Annotated in this window: 16 protein-coding genes; 6 read left to right on the plus strand and 10 right to left on the minus strand. The window is 55.0% G+C overall.

Annotation, left to right across the window (positions count from 1 at the left end; translation table 11 throughout):
- Positions 1-50 precede the first annotated feature (50 nt).
- The 3 genes from IB237_RS01070 to IB237_RS01080 are packed head-to-tail and all read left to right on the plus strand — an operon-like array spanning position 51 to position 2,914.
- Complete coding sequence (locus tag IB237_RS01070; protein WP_192486770.1) at positions 51-986, plus strand: carbohydrate ABC transporter permease; 936 nt, start codon at positions 51-53, stop codon at positions 984-986.
- 4 nt (positions 987-990) lie between these two features.
- Positions 991-1,824 (plus strand): carbohydrate ABC transporter permease, encoded by an 834-nt coding sequence (locus IB237_RS01075; protein WP_192486771.1) that lies wholly within the window; start codon positions 991-993, stop codon positions 1,822-1,824.
- Between the two features lie 10 nt (positions 1,825-1,834).
- Positions 1,835-2,914, plus strand: coding sequence for an ABC transporter ATP-binding protein (locus IB237_RS01080; protein WP_192486772.1), 1,080 nt, complete (start codon positions 1,835-1,837; stop codon positions 2,912-2,914).
- Between the two features lie 65 nt (positions 2,915-2,979).
- On the opposite strand, the gene IB237_RS01085 is transcribed toward IB237_RS01080, so the two are convergent.
- The 7 genes from IB237_RS01085 to IB237_RS01115 all read right to left on the minus strand — a co-directional run bounded on the left by IB237_RS01085 (position 2,980) and on the right by IB237_RS01115 (position 10,347).
- On the minus strand, positions 2,980-4,371 hold the full coding sequence (locus tag IB237_RS01085) for an FGGY-family carbohydrate kinase (protein WP_192486773.1): 1,392 nt from the start codon (positions 4,369-4,371) through the stop codon (positions 2,980-2,982).
- On the minus strand, positions 4,368-4,691 hold the full coding sequence (gene rhaM / locus IB237_RS01090; protein WP_192486774.1) for an L-rhamnose mutarotase: 324 nt from the start codon (positions 4,689-4,691) through the stop codon (positions 4,368-4,370). The genes IB237_RS01085 and rhaM overlap by 4 nt, the downstream gene beginning before the upstream one ends.
- A 3-nt stretch (positions 4,692-4,694) precedes the next feature.
- Entirely contained in the window at positions 4,695-5,702 is a 1,008-nt protein-coding gene (locus IB237_RS01095; protein ID WP_192486775.1) for an ABC transporter permease, read from the minus strand.
- Positions 5,699-6,700 carry an ABC transporter permease gene (locus IB237_RS01100; RefSeq protein ID WP_192486776.1) on the minus strand — a complete coding sequence of 334 codons (1,002 nt, stop codon included), beginning with the start codon at positions 6,698-6,700 and terminating at the stop codon, positions 5,699-5,701. Before IB237_RS01100 ends, IB237_RS01095 begins: the two co-directional genes overlap by 4 nt.
- 10 nt (positions 6,701-6,710) lie before the next feature.
- Complete coding sequence (locus IB237_RS01105; RefSeq protein WP_192487812.1) at positions 6,711-8,240, minus strand: sugar ABC transporter ATP-binding protein; 1,530 nt, start codon at positions 8,238-8,240, stop codon at positions 6,711-6,713.
- A 207-nt stretch (positions 8,241-8,447) separates the two neighbouring features.
- Positions 8,448-9,470, minus strand: coding sequence for a rhamnose ABC transporter substrate-binding protein (gene rhaS / locus IB237_RS01110; RefSeq protein ID WP_192486777.1), 1,023 nt, complete (start codon positions 9,468-9,470; stop codon positions 8,448-8,450).
- 46 nt (positions 9,471-9,516) lie between these two features.
- The gene (locus IB237_RS01115; protein WP_192486778.1) at positions 9,517-10,347 is read right to left on the minus strand and encodes a DeoR/GlpR family DNA-binding transcription regulator; all 831 of its coding nucleotides are present in this window, start codon (positions 10,345-10,347) and stop codon (positions 9,517-9,519) included.
- Positions 10,348-10,544: 197 nt separating this feature from the next.
- Here IB237_RS01115 and IB237_RS01120 point away from each other — a divergent pair, with 197 nt between their 5' ends.
- Positions 10,545-12,641 (plus strand): bifunctional rhamnulose-1-phosphate aldolase/short-chain dehydrogenase, encoded by a 2,097-nt coding sequence (locus tag IB237_RS01120; RefSeq protein WP_192486779.1) that lies wholly within the window; start codon positions 10,545-10,547, stop codon positions 12,639-12,641.
- Between the two features lie 47 nt (positions 12,642-12,688).
- On the opposite strand, the gene IB237_RS01125 is transcribed toward IB237_RS01120, so the two are convergent.
- On the minus strand, positions 12,689-12,847 hold the full coding sequence (locus IB237_RS01125) for a YqaE/Pmp3 family membrane protein (protein WP_148146741.1): 159 nt from the start codon (positions 12,845-12,847) through the stop codon (positions 12,689-12,691).
- Positions 12,848-12,929: 82 nt separating this feature from the next.
- On the opposite strand from IB237_RS01125, the gene rhaI reads away from it, so the two are divergent.
- Positions 12,930-14,222: an L-rhamnose catabolism isomerase gene (gene rhaI, locus IB237_RS01130; RefSeq protein WP_192486780.1), complete on the plus strand. Its 1,293-nt coding sequence runs from the start codon at positions 12,930-12,932 to the stop codon at positions 14,220-14,222.
- A gap of 66 nt (positions 14,223-14,288) precedes the next feature.
- Here rhaI and IB237_RS01135 read toward each other — a convergent pair whose 3' ends face one another.
- Positions 14,289-15,059, minus strand: a complete 771-nt coding sequence (locus tag IB237_RS01135; protein WP_192486781.1) for a DeoR/GlpR family DNA-binding transcription regulator — start codon at positions 15,057-15,059, stop codon at positions 14,289-14,291.
- 65 nt (positions 15,060-15,124) lie between these two features.
- On the opposite strand from IB237_RS01135, the gene IB237_RS01140 reads away from it, so the two are divergent.
- Positions 15,125-15,718, plus strand: a complete 594-nt coding sequence (locus tag IB237_RS01140; protein ID WP_192486782.1) for an NUDIX domain-containing protein — start codon at positions 15,125-15,127, stop codon at positions 15,716-15,718.
- Between the two features lie 88 nt (positions 15,719-15,806).
- Here the strand turns inward: IB237_RS01140 and IB237_RS01145 are convergent, their stop codons facing one another.
- Positions 15,807-16,328: a GcrA family cell cycle regulator gene (locus IB237_RS01145; RefSeq protein WP_192486783.1), complete on the minus strand. Its 522-nt coding sequence runs from the start codon at positions 16,326-16,328 to the stop codon at positions 15,807-15,809.
- Positions 16,329-16,473 lie beyond the last annotated feature (145 nt).

Here is a 16,473-nt window from a genome sequence, read left to right on the forward strand (position 1 = left end):
TAGCGGCAGTGCAGCGCGCCTGCCAAAAGGCCAGAACAGGATTGCCTTCCATGAATAACACTGCCCTTCCGCACACGCGGCGCCAGGACAGACGACCGTTTTTGCAGCGGCTGGCGCATAAGAGTGAGCCCTGGCTCTACAGCGCGCCATCGCTCATCCTGATTGCCGCCGTCATGCTGGTACCGCTGGCACTCGGCTTGTCCTATGCGTTTCGGGATGTGCAGCTTCTCAACCCGTTTTCCGGTGGGTTTATCGGCATTGAACACTTCAAAACGCTGTCACAGGATCAGGCCTTTTACCGAGCGTTGAAAAACACGCTGTGGTGGACTGGCGCCTCGGTGTTTCTGCAGTTCTTGTTCGGCCTTATTCTGGCGTTGCTCTTGGACAAACCCTTTTATGGCCGTGGTCTTGTACAGGCGTTGGTGTTTTTGCCTTGGGCGGTGCCGACATTTCTGGCCGGCCTCAACTGGGCATGGCTGTTCAATCCTTTGATTGGTCCGCTGCCGCACTGGCTATATGCTCTCGGCATCCTGGATGCGCCAAACAACATCCTTTCCGACCCTCAGCTGGCAATGTGGGGACCGATCGTCGCCAATATCTGGTGGGGCATTCCGTTTTTTGCCATCACACTTCTTGCCGCCTTGCAGGCTATCCCGCGTGATATTTATGAAGCCGCCGAAATTGATGGCGCAGGTCCCGTACAGCGCTTCATGTCAATTACCCTGCCGTTTCTGGCACCGACCATTGCCATCACCGTGTTGCTCAGAACCGTGTGGATTTCCAACTTCGCAGATCTCATCATCGTCATGACCAATGGTGGCCCGGCAGACCGCACGCAGATCGTTGCCAGCTATATTTTCACGCAAGCCTTCAAGCGGCTGGATTTTGGTTACGCCTCGGCGATCGCGCTGGTGTTGTTAGTACTGCTCTTGGCCTATTCAATGCTGATTATCCTGTTGCGCCAATCACTGCTGAAGAAGGATTGATCCCATGAGAGCCAGTAAAGTTATCTCCATCGGCGCTCATCGTATTGCGATCCTGCTGTATGTAATTGTTGCGCTTTTCCCATTATTCTGGTTGCTGAAAGTGTCGGTAACGCCAAACGATCTGCTCTACAGCGAAGGCGTGCGCATGTGGCCATCGCGCATGACATTCGACCATTTCAGCTTTGTTATCGCCCACAGCGCTTTTCCAGTTTTCTTCAAAAACAGTCTGATCGTCGCCGGCTCCACCGCCATTGTCGTGACAATCCTGGCATCGCTGTCCGGTTACGCTTTGTCGCGTTTCGACTTCAAGGCGAAATACTGGATTGTCGGCCTGATGTTGCTGACGCAGATGTTTCCGCTGGTCATGCTGGTAGCGCCAATCTTCAAGATGTTGTCGCCACTTGGTTTGACCAATAGTTTGACCGGACTTGTCGTGGTCTACACCGCCTTCAACGTGCCGTTTGCAACCTTCCTGATGCAGTCCTTTTTTGATGGAATTCCTAAGGATCTGGAAGAGGCGGCAATGATTGATGGCGCCAGCCGTTTTGTTGCTTTCCGGCAGATCATTCTGCCCCTGACGCTTCCCGGCGTGGCGGCAACCCTCGGCTTCGTCTTTACCGCAGCGTGGAGTGAACTTCTGTTCGCCCTGATGCTGATCTCCGGCAATGACGCAGCGACATTCCCGGTCGGCCTTCTGACCTTCGTTTCAAAATTCTCGGTGGACTTCGGACAGATGATGGCAGCGGGCGTTCTTGCGCTTATTCCTGCCTGCGTCTTCTTCCTGCTGATCCAGCGTTACCTTGTTCAAGGCCTCACCGCCGGTGCGGTGAAAGGCTAGGAGCTTTATTATGGCATCTATCGATATTCAAAATGTTCGCAAGACCTATGGCAATTATCCGGTGCTGCATGGGGTCGATCTGGAAATTCAGGACGGGGAATTTATCGTTCTGGTCGGTCCGTCCGGCTGCGGCAAGTCCACCCTGCTGCGCATGATTGCCGGCCTGGAAGACATTTCGTCCGGCGATATCCGCATTGAGGGAAACCGGGTCAACGATGTTGCACCGAAGAACCGCGACATCGCCATGGTGTTCCAGTCCTATGCGCTTTATCCACATATGTCGGTTGCCGACAATATGAGCTACAGCCTGCGCCTCCGCAAAACTGCCAAGGAAAAGATTGCCTCTGCCGTAAGCGGTGCGGCGTCCAAGCTTGGTCTTGAACCTTTCCTGGAACGACGTCCGAAAGCCCTTTCCGGTGGCCAGCGTCAGCGCGTTGCCATGGGACGTGCCATTGTGCGGCAGCCCAAGGCATTTCTGTTTGACGAACCACTTTCCAACCTTGATGCCCGTCTGCGTGAGCAGATGCGCGCTGAAATCAAGAAAATGCACGCCGACCTGAAAGCCACATCGATCTATGTGACCCACGATCAGATCGAAGCGATGACACTTGCTGATCGTATCGTTGCCATGAATGGCGGTGTTGTGCAGCAGGTTGGTACGCCGCTTGAACTTTACGATACCCCCGCCAATCTGTTTGTTGCCGGCTTTATCGGCTCTCCGGGCATGAACTTCCTGACCGGAACATATGTCGCCAAGGATGGCACCCATGGTGTGCGCCTTGCCGATGACATGGTGATGAAACTGGCAAAGCCGGTGAAGCTGGAAGAGGGGACATCCGTGACCCTTGGCATTCGGCCGGAACACGTCACAATAGTCGAGACCGGCGGCATTGAAGCCAATGTGGATCTGATCGAGCCAACTGGCTTTGGCATCATCATCCATCTGTCGCTGCACGGCCTGCCGTTCAAGGTCTTTACGCTGGATCGTGCTGCCCTGTCGGCTGGTCCAAAAGTCCGGGTCGATTTCCCGAGCCAGCATCTGCATGTATTCGACAAGGATGGTGTTCGCGCCATCAGCCTCGGCGCTTGAAAGAAAAAGGGCTCCCCGTTCATTGATCGGGAAGCCCTTGATCTTAGCGATTGATGGATTTCTTATCAGCCGGTAACACGCTCCATTGCCGCATGCCAGCGGCGTTTGTAATCACCAACCTCCAGCCTTCCTGCAACAATTTCGCGACCGTCTTGTGTGGTTGGTGATGGTCCCGTTAGCAGGGCTGCGCCAGCGCTGGTGCCCGTGGAGCCACCAATCGCAATCACATCCGTATTGGCGAAACTGGAAAGCGCCTTCAGGTAAAGGGTATTTTTCGCAAATGGTCCTTCCACAAGGATCGGCCCCTTGCGACCAATCAGGCTCAAGCTGACGTCCGTCATCAAGGCCAGGTAAAGCGCTGCCGCTGCATGGCGTTCTGCGTTGGTCGCACCGTCATCGGCAATCCAGCGTGCCTGATGGCCCGGAAACGGGCCGGAACCTTTCACCACACTTGGCAACAACATCATGCCACGTGCCAGAATCGCAGGTATAGACGCCTCGATGTCCGAGGTTGCGGCGGTACCGAATTGCTGCGTCAGCATTTCATATTCACGTCCGCCCATGAACCGGGATGACGGAACGGGGCGGGCATAGGCATCGACATTGGTCAGCGTATCGCGTGTTGGATCGAGTTGATCGAGCGCGCCGCCAATTGCAAAATTCACGACCCATGTGCCGGTGGAAACGACAGAGAAATTACCCTGCCTTTTCAAAAGATGCGGCAGCAGCGACGCGTTGGAATCGTGAATGCCACAATAAGCCGGTACGTCTGCCGAAAGGCCAAGGTCCGAGGCAATCTCCGGTTTGATAGGTCCCAGAACATCAAAAGCCGAACGGACCGGCGCCATCAGCGGGCGAATGTCCAGCGTATCAACAAGGGATGAAAATGCGTTGGCACCCGGGTTCCACAGGTCCGTGTGGCAACCGAGCGACGTCACTTCATTGGCCAAAACGCCGGTCAGGCGCGCCGCCCAATATTGTGGATAGGTGACGATATTGTGAACCGCTGCAAACTCTTCGGGAAAAGCAGTCTTCTGATAGTGAATCTGTGCGCCAAGATTAAGCCCGACCGACTGCCACGGAGAACCGGTTTCAGCAAAGGCAGGACGCAGGCGCGCATAGTCCTTTCGGATGTCGACGGGATATTCATGCTCGTAATCAAGAACTGGCATCGCCAGATCACCCTTGCCGTCCAGCAACGCAGCCGAAGCACCATGGGTAGTAATCGATATGGCATCGAAGCCAGGTTTAATGGCGAATGTCTTGAGGCTTGTGAGGATGAATTGCCAAAGAGCATCAATGTCGTAATGCGGATAAGGTCCGCTTTTGATGACGGTATTGGGCCGGCGTTCAACCGCAATTTCGGCACCACTCGCCGTATCAAGGACGACCACTTTGGCGTTGGTCTTGCCGATATCGATAACGGCGACGCGATGGAATGAAGAAGCATTGGTCATTTCAGATGAAACACCGTCACAAGATCGGTCGCGATAGGTGAATTATCAGGATTGCTTTCCATGATATCGGCCATATGAGCCCACCACTTCTTCATCACAGGATGATCGGGCAGCGCCGCCATGCCGTGATTTTTTAGGCGGGTCAGCACACCAAACAAGATATTGGTCTCGTGATCGAGATGGATGGAATAGTCACTCACGCCCGCCTCCTGAAGAAGTGTTACCAGTTCGGGCCAAATCTCGTCATGGCGTTTTTTGTATTCCGCTTCCATTCCGGGAAACAGCTTCATCTTGAAAGCGTGTTTTTCAAGCTCTGACATTGGTTACCTCATGGTCCGAATGCGGCGAACGATGATCGGAAGGGCGATGGTGCTGATCAAAAGCAAACCGACGAAGATCGACATGACGATGCCAGGTACGTTCAAAAGCCCAAGCCCGAATGTCACAAGCCCCATCACGAAGGCTGCGATAACGACGCCGCCGATCGTGCCGGAGCCGCCGAGAATGGAAACACCGCCAAGCACCACCATTGTGACCACTTCCAGTTCCCAGCCTTGCGCAATCGAAGGACGGGTGGAGCCGAGGCGGGATGTCAGACATACGGCAGCAATACCGCTCATCAATCCAGTCAACAGAAACAGGATGAATTTCACGCGCTCGACCGGGATGCCGGAAAAGCGTGCGGCGAAAGGGTTCGTGCCGATGACGAAAACCTGGCGACCGAAATTCGTGGCGTGCAGAAGGATGGCGAAAATGACAGCCATCACGATGAACAAAACAAATTCGAAGGAAATCACCCAGAACACGTAACCCTGTCCGAAATAGGCGAAATCTGCCGGGTATTTACCATAGGCCTGGTCACCCAGCACCATGTAGGAAATACCACGAAACAGGCTCATCGTGCCGATGGTGACAACGATCGAAGGCAGTTTCAGTCCGGCCACCAGAAAGCCGTTGAATGCGCCACAGAGAAGGCCCGTGCCAATGCCAATGGCAACAAGGCCCGGCGTGCCGACGCCCATTTGTACTGCATAACCCATGGCGGTGGAGGCGAGTGCAATGATGGCGGCAACCGAAAGATCGATCTCACCTGCAATGATCAATAACGCCATCGCAAAGGCAATCATCGCCTTTTCGGTGAAGTTGAAGGTGGCGTCCGACAGGTTCCAGGCATCAAGGAAATAGGGCGATGCAAAGGAGTTGGCGATAAAGATGAGGATCGCCACACCCAGCAGCAGTACTTCCCAGCTGGCCATGATGCGTTTGAAAGGTGTGCCGAGCTTGTCCGGGATAACGCGGGCAGGTGTGTTTTCTGTTTGTGAGACACTCATGCCGCAGCCTCCTTAGCTGTATCTTGTGCGGCCTGATCCCGCAGGATGATGCGGCCCTTCTTGGCTTCAGCGCGGGCATTGAAAACGACCGCAAGGACGATAACGATGCCGGAAATTGCCATTTGCGCGAAAGGAGAAATGCCAATCACCGGTAGGGCATTTTTGATGACGCCAAGAAACAAAGCACCAAGGACCGCGCCGGCGACCGACCCGATACCTCCGGCAATCGAAATGCCGCCAATCACGTTCGCAGCGACGCTATCGAGTTCAAAACCGGCGGCTATATCGACATAAGCGACGGCATAACGCGAAACCCAGAGATAACCGGCGAGGCCAGCCAGCGCGCCGGATAACACGAAGGCAAGGAACCGCGTCCGACCGACATCGATACCGGCGTAGATTGCAGCGTTGGGGTTGCCGCCTGACGCATAGGCGGAGCGGCCAAATGAGGTGCGTGTCAGAACCAGCCATGCACCGGCGATAATAAACACCGCAATCCAGGACAGGACCGGAACACCAAGGATCGGCAGGCGCGGAATATTGAGGAAACTCGGCGACATCTGGTGTGCATTGACCCAGCCACCACCCGACAGCACAAAGGCCATGCCGCGATAAATGGTGAGTGTACCCAGTGTCACAACGATCGGTGGAATGCGCAGCGCCCAGACGAGAAAGCCGTTGATACCGCCAAGACACGCGCCAATACCAACAGCCATGGCAATGAGCAGCGGCAATGGCACACCGGGAAAGGCTGCATTGGTCATCGCCACGGCCATGCCGGTAAATGCAAGATTTGCGGCGACGGACAGATCGATTGATTTCGTCAGGATCACGCCCATCTGGCCAAGCGCCAGAATGATGAGAATGGACGTGTCGTTGAAGATATTGACGAGATTGGCCGGTTTTTCAAAACCGGGAGCGCGCATCGAAAAGCCAATGATCATCAGGATGATGATCCCGGCCAGCAAGATTTCGCGGTTTTTAAGAAGTCGCTGCATCGTCAATTTCCTAGATATTGCCAGTTGCGGCGCGCACCAGCGCTTCCGGCGAAAATTCGGCACGTTCGAACATGCCGGCCATCAGACCTTCACGCATCACCAGCGCGCGGTCGGACATGCCGAGAATTTCCGGCAGTTCCGATGAGATCATGATGATCGACAGTCCCTCGGCGGCCAGTTCGCTGATGAAGCCGTGCACGGCAGCTTTGGAACCGATATCGATACCCTTGGTTGGCTCATCGAGAATGATCACCTTGGGCTGTGTTGCCAGCCATTTGCCAATAACAACCTTCTGCTGGTTGCCGCCGGACAGCGTGCCAACCGGAACTGAAAGCGCCGCGGCACGCAGATCAAGTCGCGTGGCATATTTGCGCGCCAGCGCGAACTCGTTGGCAGCTGCCAGAAAACCCTTGCGGGACGTGCGCGCCAAAGAAGGTAGCGACATGTTCTGATAAATAGGCATGTCGAGCGCCAGACCGTGGCGCCCACGTTCCTCTGGAACATAAACGATGCCAGCACCAATCGCGTCGCCGGGGGAGTGGATCTGGATATCCTGGCCGTTGAGCGACAAGGTGCCGGACGCCGGTCTGGTGATACCAAACAGCGATTGGCAGAGTTCAGAACGTCCTGCACCGATCAAGCCGTAAAGGCCAAGAATTTCACCCTTGCGCAGATCGAAGGAAATGTCGCGAAACTCCGTCGCGTGGCAGTAATTTTTGACCGACAGCACAGTGGCGCCAATATTGACGGCCTGTTTCGGGAACGCATCCTTGACGTCACGACCTACCATCAGGCGGACGATGTTTTCCTGCGGTGTGTCGGCAAGCTGGCCAGCGCCTACCATTTTACCGTCGCGGAACACCGCGTAATTTTCCGCAATTTCATACACTTCATCAAACTTGTGGCTGATGAACAGGATGGCCTTGCCTTGCCTTTTCAGGTTTTCAACGATGCGAAACAGATCGTCAATTTCCTTGCGGGACAGTGCGGCGGTCGGCTCATCCATGATAACGATGCGTGCTTCGACCGACAGCGCACGGGCAATCGCCACCAGATGGCGCTGGGCAATGGACAGGTCTTTCAACCGGATCGAAGGGTCGATGGTGCTCTCAAGCTTTTCGAGCAAAACCCGCGCACGGTTGTTGATGGTTTTCCAGTCGATCAGACGGAAGCGGCCTTTCGGTGCGTGCCCGAGAAATATGTTTTCGCCAACGGAAAGTTCGTCAAACAGCACGGTTTCCTGATGAATGGCTGTGACGCCCATATCGATGGCATCCTGCGCACTTTGAAACTGCACGGGCTGACCGTCGAGCAGGATTTCCCCTTCATTGGGGCGGTAAATGCCGGTCAGAATTTTCACCAGCGTCGATTTTCCAGCGCCGTTCTCACCGATCAAGGCGGTGACCTTTCCGGGATAAAGTGCGATATTGACGCCATCCAGCGCTTTCACGCCAGGAAATATCTGGCTGATGCCGCGCATCTCCAGAATGGGCGATTGGCTGGCGGAAGCCAACATGTCTGGTGCAGTGGGTTCAGCCATTTTTTCAATTGCCATGGTCATTGTCACGAATCCGGGTGCTCATGATTGAGCAGAAAGCGCACCTCACACCCGACGTCACTCTTCAGGCTGGATCCGAGGATCCAACTGCGTTGACGAAGTCGATCCATCTCAGATGGCGATGACGTTGAGTATGCAGTTGCGGTCTAAGGTCCCGACGGCTTTCGCCGCCGGGATAGCTGTCGCAGATTAGAAAATCTTCGAGAACTCATCGATGTTTGAAGAGTTGTAGATGAACGGTTCCGACATTGCGGCTTCGCTATTTTCGCCAACCTTGATCTTGCCCATGCGGCCGGCTTCGATTTCCGAGCCCGGCTTGCCGTCTGCGTCACCCTTGACGAGGTGATAGGCAATCTGTGTTGCGGAGTAACCAAGGTCGATCGGGTTCCAGATTGCAAATTCCTTGGTGGCGCCAGACTTGATCGCGCCGGCCATTTCGGACGGAAGGCCAAGGCCGGTCACGTAAACCTGGCCGATCTTGCCTGCATCCTTGACGGCCTGCGAGGCTGCGAGAACGCCAACGGTGGTTGGTGCCACGATAACCTTCACATTTGGCTGCGAGGTCAACAGGCCCTGTGCTTCACGGTAGCTCTTGTCGGCAAGGTCATCGCCATAAACCGTTGTGACGAGGTTGAGGCCTGGGAAGTCACCCAGCTGCTTTTTCATTTCCTCGATCCAGATATTCTGGTTCGTGGATGTGGTGGTAGCGGACAGAATGGCGAAGTCGCCCTTGCCACCTTCAAGGTGGGCTGCTGCCAGCTGCAGGCACATCTTGCCAATCAGCGCGTTGGAAGACGGGTTCAACTGAAGAATACGGCCTTCCGGTGCGACACCGCTGTCCCAAGAGATAACCTTGATGCCGCGCTGCGCAGCTTTCTTCAGGGCTGGAACGACAGCGTCCGGGTCGTTTGCGGAGATTGCGATAGCGTCAACGCCCTGTGCGATCAGTGAATTGATCACTTCGATCTGGCCTTCTGCCGTGGTCGAGGTTGGACCGGTATAGATGATTTCAACGCCGCCAAGTTCCTTGGCCGCTTCCTGCGCACCCTTGTTGGCAGCTTCAAAGAAGCCGTTGCCGAGCGATTTAACAACGAGCGCGATCTTCATGTCGGCAGCCTGTGCCGTCGTGCTCAAACCGGCTCCGATGCCGGCGACGCCCATGGCGACACCCAGCATCAAAGCGCGGGACAATGTTCTACGTGTAAGTTTCATGCCTTTTCCTCCCAGTTGAAAACTTGAACCCTCCCGTCAGTGCTCCTCAAGCAACCGACGTGGAACCTCTTTTATCGGGCGGCACATCGGCCACCGCGCTCGCCGATGCACCGGCGACAATCAATTTTATGCCCGCATCTTCCACCATGCGTGCCGCGTCGTCGGGCACGCCTTCGTCGGTAATGATGGTGGAGACATTTTCCAGCGGACAGAGAATGAGACTGGAGCGTTTGCGGAACTTGCTGGAATCGATCATCACGATCAATTCTTCCGCCTGCCGCATCAGCTTCTGTTCACTCTGAATAACCAGCGCGTCCGATTCCATGATGCCGAGTGCGCCAACACCCTGTGCACCGATGAAGATACGGCGTGCGTAAAAATTGCGGATTGCATCATTGTCAAACGGCGAAAGGATCAGGCTCTGGTCGCGGTAGATCGCGCCGCCGGGAACGCTGACATTGCACTTGGAATGTTTGACGAGATGTTCAGCGATCGCAAATGAATTGGTCATGACCTGCAGACGACGCGCCGACATGTAATGCACCATCTGGAACGTCGTTGTACCGCCATTGATGATGATTGCATCGCCATCGTCGCACAAATCGACAGCTTTGCGCGCAATTGCGCGTTTTTTATCGATGTTGACTGATTCGGAAACGCGGAACGGTCGCGCCGCCAGATTTCCCAACTGTGGCGGGTGCACCGCTTCGGCGCCACCGCGCACCCGGCGCAACTTACCCTGCACATGAAGGGACGCAATGTCCCTGCGGATGGTTGCTTCGGAAGCATCCGTCAGTTCGGCAATATCCTGCACCGTCACCACAGGCTTCTCCTGTATGGCGCTCAAGATAATGCGATGGCGTTCGCTTTCGTGCATTGGGGTCCTCCTGATTGGCAATTATTCGCAAACTCTTTACGTTGTCAATCAAGATCGATCAAATTAATCAATGGTGCGTCGCACAATGAAAAATTGTGATCGTTTTTGATTGACATTGCGGTTTTGATTGCGCGATATCTGCACCAACGGGAGGCGGACCGTGTTTGGTTCGCGAACGAAACACTAGGGAGGAAGACATGACGGGCCAAACCCGCCTTCTCGAAAATCGCTGGGATGATGCTTACGCCGCAAAACTCGATGAGCCCGGCAAGCTTCTGTACCGCTCCAACCTGTTGGGCGGTGACAAGCGTATTACCAATTATGGCGGCGGCAATACGTCCGCCAAGGTGCTGGAAACCGATCCGCTGACCGGCGAAAAAGTCCGTGTCATGTGGGTGAAGGGATCTGGCGGTGACGTCGGTACCATTAAGCTCGATGGTTTTGCGACCCTTTACATGGACAAACTTGAAGCGTTGAAGGGTATCTACAAGGGTGTGGAAGACGAGGACCGCATGGTCGGCTTCCTGCCGCACTGCACGTTCAACCTCAATCCGCGTGCCGCCTCCATCGACACGCCTTTGCATGGCTTTGTGCCGTTCGATCATGTCGATCACATGCATCCCGACGCCATCATTGCCATTGCCGCAGCGAAGAACTCCAAAGAACTGACACAACAGATTTTTGGTGCTGACATTGGCTGGCTTCCATGGCGCCGCCCGGGCTTCCAGCTTGGTCTCGACCTTGAAGCTTTCGTCAAGGCAAACCCGAATGCAAAGGGCGTTGTGCTGGAAAGCCACGGCCTGTTCACGTGGGATAACGATGCCAAGACGTGCTATGAGCTGACTCTGGCCATCATCAACAAGGCCATTGAATGGTTTGCTGCTCAGACAGAAGGCAAGACAATCTTTGGTGGGGCCGTTGCAAAAAGCCTGGCCGTTGAAGAACGCCGCGCCATTGCCGCCCGTCTGATGCCGGAAATCCGTGGCCGTATCGGTCGTGATGAGCGCAAGCTGGGTCATTTCGATGATCGAGACGCTGTTCTCGAATTCGTCAATTCGCAAAGCCTCAAGCCACTCGGCGCCTTGGGCACGTCCTGCCCGGATCACTTCCTGCGCACCAAAATCCGCCCGCTCATTCTGGATCTCGATACGTCAAATCCTGACGTCGATGGTCTTCTGGCCGGTCTGGACAAGGCACTGGAAGACTACCGCGCCGATTACACGCGTTATTACGAGACCTGCAAACACGACAATTCACCCAAAATGCGTGATCCAAACCCGGTCATTTTCCTGATTCCAGGCGTCGGCATGTTTTCGTTTGCCAAGGATAAGGCAACGGCACGTATCGCCGGTGAATTCTACGTCAACGCCATCAATGTGATGCGCGGCGCCTCCACGGTTTCCGAATATCAAGGACTACCGGAGCAGGAAGCGTTCGATATCGAATACTGGCTGCTAGAAGAGGCGAAACTTCAGCGCATGCCAAAACCAAAGAGCCTTGCAGGCAAGGTGGCCTTCGTTACCGGCGGTGCGGGTGGTATCGGCCGTGCCACCGCAGAGCGTCTGGCAGGTGAAGGCGCATGCGTTGTGCTGGCGGATATTGATGAGACAGCTCTTGCCAGTGCAAAAGGTGATTTTGAAAAGCGCTTTGGCGCAGATACCGTGCGTAGTGTCAAACTTGACGTGACCAAGGAAGACGGCGTGATTGCGTCGTTTATCGAAGCAAGCGTTGAATTTGGTGGTGTCGATATTCTGGTGTCCAATGCCGGTATTGCCTCATCCGCACCGGTTGAAGAAACCACGCTTGCCATGTGGAGCAAGAATATCGACATTCTGGCGACCGGTTATTTCCTCGTGTCGCGGGAAGCGTTCAAACTGTTCCGTCGACAGAATATCGGTGGCAACATCGTATTCGTCGCCTCCAAGAACGGTCTTGCCTCGTCACCGAATGCTTCCGCTTATTGCACGGCCAAGGCCGCTGAAATCCATCTGGCCCGTTGCCTTGCACTTGAGGGTGCAGATGCTGGCATCCGCGTTAACACGGTAAACCCGGATGCGGTTCTGCGCGGTTCAAAAATCTGGAATGGCGAATGGCGTGAACAGCGTGCGGCGTCCTCCAAGATCGAGGTCACGGATCTGGAAGAACATTACCGCAAGCGCTCGATGCTTAAGCTGAATGTGTTCCCGGAAGATATTGCGGAAGCAATTTACTTCCTGGCTTCGGATGCTTCGGCAAAATCGACCGGCAATATCATCAATGTTGATGCGGGCAATGCACAAAGCTTCACCCGCTAGTACAAAACGCTTTCACCCTCGGTCCCTAAAGGCCTGGGGTGATGTCGCTACTTTCGCAGGATAACCCAGATGGCATGGATAATGCCGGGTACATATCCACATAGCGTGAGAAGAATATTCAGCCAAAAATGCAAGCCAATGCCGACCTGCAAGAACACGCCGACCGGCGGCAGGATAATGGCGAGAAGAATGCGAATAACGTCCACGATTAAACCTTTGGTTTTTTAAATATCCGGACTGTTGAAACGCGATTGACGGCTATTGGTTCAATAGGCCGGGGAGGAAAAGATGACAGATACGAAAATTGCTGCTGATGTGATCGAGGCGGAAAATGCCAAACACGCTGCGGCATTGAAGGACGATTATGCAGCCCTTGGTGCCCAGCTGGCACGCCGTGGTGTTGATATCGAAAACGTCACGAAAAAGGTGTCGGAGTTTTTTGTCGCCGTCCCTTCCTGGGGTGTTGGCACCGGCGGCACCCGTTTTGCCCGTTTTCCGGGACAGGGTGAACCACGCGGCATTTTCGACAAGTTGGATGATTGCTCGGTGATCAATGAACTGACCCGTGCTACGCCGAATGTCTCGCTGCATATTCCGTGGGACAAGCAAGACCCAAAGCGCCTCAAAGCCCACGCTGATGCATTGGGTCTTGGTTTCGACGCCATGAACTCCAATACTTTCTCGGATGCGCCGGATCAGGCCCATTCCTACAAATACGGCTCGCTCAGCCACACCGATGCGGCAACCCGCCAGCAGGCCGTCGATCACAACATCGAATGTATCGAAATCGGCAACGCACTAGGCTCCAAGGCCCTGACAGTGTGGGTTGGTGATGGCTCGAATTTCCCCGGTCAGAGCAATTTCACCAAGAGTTTCGAGCGTTATCTCAGCGGTATGGCGGATATCTACAAGGCGCTGCCGGATGACTGGCGCATCTTCTCCGAACACAAGATGTATGAGCCTGCCTTCTATTCCACCGTTGTGCAGGACTGGGGTACCAACTATCTCATCGCCAACACACTCGGCGAAAAAGCCTATTGCCTTGTGGACCTTGGTCACCATGCGCCCAACACCAATATTGAAATGATTGTCGCCCGTCTTATCCAGTTCGGTAAACTCGGCGGCTTCCATTTCAACGACAGCAAATACGGTGACGACGATCTTGATGCGGGCTCCATTGAGCCGTACCGTCTGTTCCTGGTGTTCAATGAATTGGTGGATGCAGACTATCGCGGCGTGAAGGGTTTCCACCCCGCTCACATGATCGACCAGTCGCACAACGTCACGGACCCCATTGAAAGCCTGATTTCCAGCGCCAACGAAATTCGTCGCGCCTATGCACAGGCATTGCTGGTCGACCGCAAGGCACTGGAAGGGTATCAGCAGGACAATGATGCGCTGATGGCATCTGATGCATTGAAGCGTGCTTATCGCACGGATGTCGAGCCGATCCTGGCGGAAGCCCGCCGCCGTGCCGGTGGTGCGATTGATCCGGTTTCGACCTATCGCGCCAGTGGTTACCGCGCAAAAATTGCCGCTGAGCGGCCGGCCTCCAAGGCCGGAAGCGGTGGCATTATCTAAATATAACAGACTATGAATTGACCCAAGGCAGTCTCTAACGGATTGCCTTGGGCCTATCAGCGCTCGTTATGTCGCCATTTCATCAGCGCGGATTACCCGGCATCCACGATGCTCCAGGCCAGTGAGCGTGGCTTTTTCGGCTTTGGCCGTGGCGATAATCCCATCGATATTCTTGAGTTCGGTGATCTCGAAGGCGGAGACTGCGCCAATCTTCTCGGATGAGGCGAGGATATAGGCGGCGCCAGATATCGAGATAATGAACCGTTTGACCTCCGCCTCCTCGCTGTCGCCCGTCGTGATGCCCTGATCCGGGTGCAGGCCGGTGGCGCCAATAAAACAGATGTCGGGGCGATAACGCGATAACCATGCCAGAGTGGCCGCGCCGACTGTCACCACGGAATGTCGGAAAAGCCGGCCACCGACAATCTCTACTGTGATGTTGTGATGGTTCATCAGTTCCAGCGCAACATTCAGGCTGTGCGTGATGACTGTCGCCCGCAAATCCGGTGCAAGGTTTCGGGCAATGTGCAGGGCGGTGGTGCCGCCATCCAGAAATACCAGTTGGCCCGGCTCGATCATCCTTGCCGCATGTCTGCCAATTTCTGCCTTCTCATCATCGGCAATCGTCACACGATTTGCAAATGGCGCGACCGCTGGAGAAAGCGGCACCGCGCCGCCATGCACGCGTTTTAATTGCCCATCTTTTGCAAGTTCGCGCAGATCTCTGCGGATCGTGTCCTCGGACACGCCCATCGCTTTGCTTGCATCTGTTGCAACCACGCTACCTGTCTGCGCCAGCAGACGCAGCAAATGGGCTTTTCGTTCTTGTACCAACATTCAATTCAATCCTTGACTCTGCACGAGTTTGCACGAAAATACACGAATTGCAAAGAGGTAACGTTATGAGTGACAGTATTTTTCGGCCGATATCAGAGCGCGTTCTGGCCAGTGATTGGGGGCGATTGACCAAATATGAATATCAACTTCGGCTGAGGGACGGCAGTTGGCAACGCCAGCAACGGGAAGCCTATGACCGCGGCAATGGTGCAACCTGCCTGTTGTACAATCCGGCAACGGGTTCTGTTTTGCTGACCCGCCAGTTTCGCCTGCCTGTTTTCCTGAATGGCGGTTTGGAGGCGCTGATCGAGGCGCCCGCTGGCCTGCTTGAGGGAGCCGAACCGGCCGTGCGAATGCGCGAAGAATTGATCGAGGAGACCGGCTATGATGTATCGGCGCTCACCCACCTTTTTGATGTCTATATGAGCCCTGGCTCGGTCACAGAATATCTGGCGTTTTTTATCGGCGAATATTCAGAAAAGCAGAAGGTCAATGATGGTGGCGGGTGCGCAGACGAGGGCGAAGACATCGATGTTATGCAAGTGAGCTTGTCGAACGCCATGACGATGATTTCCAGCGGTGAAATCCGCGATGCCAAGACAATCATTCTGTTGCAGCATCTGGCGATCCGTCTTCTGCAGGAAGAGCGTGCCGCCTGAGGAAGGGTTGGCTTCGCCGCTTAAATGCGGGAAACGTAGACAACAAAAAGGCCGCATTAGCGGCCTTTTCGGTGACTTGTATGTTTGATCAGGCCCGACGACGTTCGCTGACAGGCTGGTAAGCCATCTTTGCGTGGAACTTGCAGTAAGGCGAGGAATCCTGGGAGTCGCAACCACAGAAATGGAAGTCTTCCGCCATTGGATCGCCAACTGGCCACTTGCAGGTGCGTTCGGTCAATTCCGTCAGGCTAAGGCGACGCGAAATTGGAACAACAACGTTGCTGGCTGGTGCAAACTCGAGAACTTCACCGCTTTCGACTTCAATCTCTTCCTTGATGAGATTGGCGCCGGAAGCGCGGGTTACCGTGCGGGTAACAACGCGCGAAGCGTAGTTCGGAGCGCGCGGAGCAGATGTCGTGCGCTTGGTTTGGGTGCGGGCGGAGGTTGCTGTGCCGCCAGCCTTTGCGCGGCCCGGCAGGCTAAGGCGGTGAACCTTGCCAATAACAGCGTTACGACTTACACCGCCGAGCTGAGTGGCAATCTGGCTCGCACTCAGTCCTTCGGACCACAGTTTCTTGAGTTTTTCGACGCGTTCGTCTGTCCAGTTCATGCCGCTCTCCGCTGTTCGCGTGTTGTAGGCAGAATCCGTCACCCTTGCCGCGGCAAGCCGCGAACACGCCCTAACAGGTATTTTGTGGTGACTAGTTCCGCCGCTTGCAGTCTAGTAATTGCCTATTAACCTAGTGTGAGGCTGA

It is taken from the genome of Agrobacterium sp. AGB01 (assembly GCF_014851585.1).
GTDB lineage: Bacteria > Pseudomonadota > Alphaproteobacteria > Rhizobiales > Rhizobiaceae > Agrobacterium.

Excerpts from the sequence above, each read along its gene's own strand:
- IB237_RS01070 (WP_192486770.1), top strand. The coding sequence starts at position 51 with ATGAATAACACTGCCCTTCCGCACACGCGGCGCCAGGACAGACGACCG.
- IB237_RS01075 (WP_192486771.1), top strand. The coding sequence starts at position 991 with ATGAGAGCCAGTAAAGTTATCTCCATCGGCGCTCATCGTATTGCGATC.
- IB237_RS01080 (WP_192486772.1), top strand. The coding sequence starts at position 1,835 with ATGGCATCTATCGATATTCAAAATGTTCGCAAGACCTATGGCAATTAT.
- IB237_RS01085 (WP_192486773.1), bottom strand. The coding sequence starts at position 4,371 with ATGACCAATGCTTCTTCATTCCATCGCGTCGCCGTTATCGATATCGGC.
- rhaM (WP_192486774.1), bottom strand. The coding sequence starts at position 4,691 with ATGTCAGAGCTTGAAAAACACGCTTTCAAGATGAAGCTGTTTCCCGGA.
- IB237_RS01095 (WP_192486775.1), bottom strand. The coding sequence starts at position 5,702 with ATGAGTGTCTCACAAACAGAAAACACACCTGCCCGCGTTATCCCGGAC.
- IB237_RS01100 (WP_192486776.1), bottom strand. The coding sequence starts at position 6,700 with ATGCAGCGACTTCTTAAAAACCGCGAAATCTTGCTGGCCGGGATCATC.
- IB237_RS01105 (WP_192487812.1), bottom strand. The coding sequence starts at position 8,240 with ATGGCTGAACCCACTGCACCAGACATGTTGGCTTCCGCCAGCCAATCG.
- rhaS (WP_192486777.1), bottom strand. The coding sequence starts at position 9,470 with ATGAAACTTACACGTAGAACATTGTCCCGCGCTTTGATGCTGGGTGTC.
- IB237_RS01115 (WP_192486778.1), bottom strand. The coding sequence starts at position 10,347 with ATGCACGAAAGCGAACGCCATCGCATTATCTTGAGCGCCATACAGGAG.
- IB237_RS01120 (WP_192486779.1), top strand. The coding sequence starts at position 10,545 with ATGACGGGCCAAACCCGCCTTCTCGAAAATCGCTGGGATGATGCTTAC.
- rhaI (WP_192486780.1), top strand. The coding sequence starts at position 12,930 with ATGACAGATACGAAAATTGCTGCTGATGTGATCGAGGCGGAAAATGCC.
- IB237_RS01135 (WP_192486781.1), bottom strand. The coding sequence starts at position 15,059 with ATGTTGGTACAAGAACGAAAAGCCCATTTGCTGCGTCTGCTGGCGCAG.
- IB237_RS01140 (WP_192486782.1), top strand. The coding sequence starts at position 15,125 with ATGAGTGACAGTATTTTTCGGCCGATATCAGAGCGCGTTCTGGCCAGT.
- IB237_RS01145 (WP_192486783.1), bottom strand. The coding sequence starts at position 16,328 with ATGAACTGGACAGACGAACGCGTCGAAAAACTCAAGAAACTGTGGTCC.